Source organism: Rhodococcus sp. PvR044, assembly GCF_040548995.1.
GTDB classification, from domain to species: Bacteria; Actinomycetota; Actinomycetes; order Mycobacteriales; family Mycobacteriaceae; genus Rhodococcus_G; species Rhodococcus_G oryzae.
The window spans coordinates 1-1,558 of the sequence record NZ_JBEPSX010000027.1; the positions used below are offsets into that span (position 1 = coordinate 1).

The 1,558-nt window shown below is 66.8% G+C and carries 1 protein-coding gene; it reads right to left on the reverse strand.

From position 1 onward, the window contains the following. Positions 1-10: 10 nt before the first annotated feature. Positions 11-1,471 (reverse strand): aldehyde dehydrogenase family protein, encoded by a 1,461-nt coding sequence (locus tag ABIC28_RS27220; protein ID WP_245221082.1) that lies wholly within the window; start codon positions 1,469-1,471, stop codon positions 11-13. Positions 1,472-1,558 lie beyond the last annotated feature (87 nt).

Here is a 1,558-nt window from a genome sequence, read left to right on the forward strand (position 1 = left end):
GTGTTGTGGGTCAGCGGCCCAGGTGGATGACGCCGGTGCGGAGGTCGGACATGTCGAGGAGGGTGTGTTTGCCGCCGATGCGGCCCCAGCCGGTGCCTTTGCCGCCGGCTCCGCCGAAGGGCATGTTGATGTCCCAGAATCCGGTGCTGTCGTTGACGATGACTTGGCCGGCTTCGATTTCTTCGATGAATCGGTAGGCCTTGGTGAGGTTTTCGGTGAAGACGGCGGCTTGGAGGCCGAGTGCGTCGGCGTTGGCGAGGCGGAGGAGTTCGTCGTCGTCGTTGGCGGTGATGACGGGGACGACGGGGCCGAAGGATTCTTCGGTGCTCAGGAGGCTGTCGGGGGTGACGCCGTCGACGATGGTGAAGTTGTAGTAGAGGTCGGTGGGGTGGCCGGTGTGGCGGGTGCCGCCGTGGAGGATGTCGAAGCCGCGGGTGCGGGCGTCGGCCATGTGGCGGTCCATTTTGGCGGCGACGCCTTCGTTGTTGACCGGTCCGAGGTTGACGGTGGGGTCGAAGGGGTTGCCGAGGTTGATGGTGTCGGCGTAGGCGACGAGGGCGGCGACGAATTGGTCGTGGACGTCGGCGTGGACGAGGGCGCGTTCGGTGGCGCAGCAGACCTGGCCTGCGCAGTAGTAGGCGGCGTCGGCGGCGGCTTTGGCGGCGGCTTCGATGTTGGCGTCGGCGAGGACGATGAGCGGTCCGTTGCCGGAGCATTCCATGATCGAGCGCTTGAGGCCTGCGGTGGCCTGGATTTTGGCGCCGGTTTGGGAGGAGCCGATGAAGCCGATGGCGTCGATGCCGGGGTGGGCGACGAGGTCGGAGCCGGTGGTGCCTTCGCCGGGCAGGATGTTGATCAGGCCGGTGGGTAGGCCTGCTGCTTCGAAGGCTTCCATGGCGGCGAGCACGGTCAGTGAGGTGTGGGTGGGGGGCTTGACGACGTGGGCGTTGCCGGTGGCCAGGCCGGGTGCGACGAATTCGGTGAGCATGAGCAGGGGGAAGTTCCAGGGCGTGATGATGGCCCAGACGCCGACGGGGCGGTAGAAGGTGAACATCCGCTTGGCCTGGTCGTTGGACGGCAGGGTTTCGCCGTGGAGGCGGACGGCGTCTTCGGCGTGTAGGTGGAACAGTTGGGCGGCTTCGGTGACGTCGGCGATCGATTCGGCGAGCGGCTTGCCCTGTTCGAGGGTTTGCAGGCGGGCGAGGGTGTCGATGCGCTTTTCGAGCTCGTCGCCGATGCGGTGGCAGATTTCGGCGCGCTGCCAGACGCCGACCTTGGCCCATTCGCGCTGGGCGCGGTGTGCGGCGTCGATGGCCTTGTCGATGTCGGCGGTCGAGGGGGTGGGCAGGGTCGCGATGTGCTGGCCGGTGACGGGGCTGATCACGTCGACGGCCGTCCCTGAGCTGCCGTCGGTGAACTGACCGTCGATGTAGAGCTGCTGCCGTGGGGCGGTCGGGATCGATGTGGTCATGGGTACAACCTTTTGATGTGAGCGGGACTGCCGCGGCCCGCGGTGTGTTGGGGGGTCACTCGTTCCGTGCGAGTTCAGTCACCATAG

Bases quoted from the DNA above. Each gene is read 5' to 3' on its own strand.
- ABIC28_RS27220 (WP_245221082.1), bottom strand. From the start codon at position 1,471: ATGACCACATCGATCCCGACCGCCCCACGGCAGCAGCTCTACATCGAC.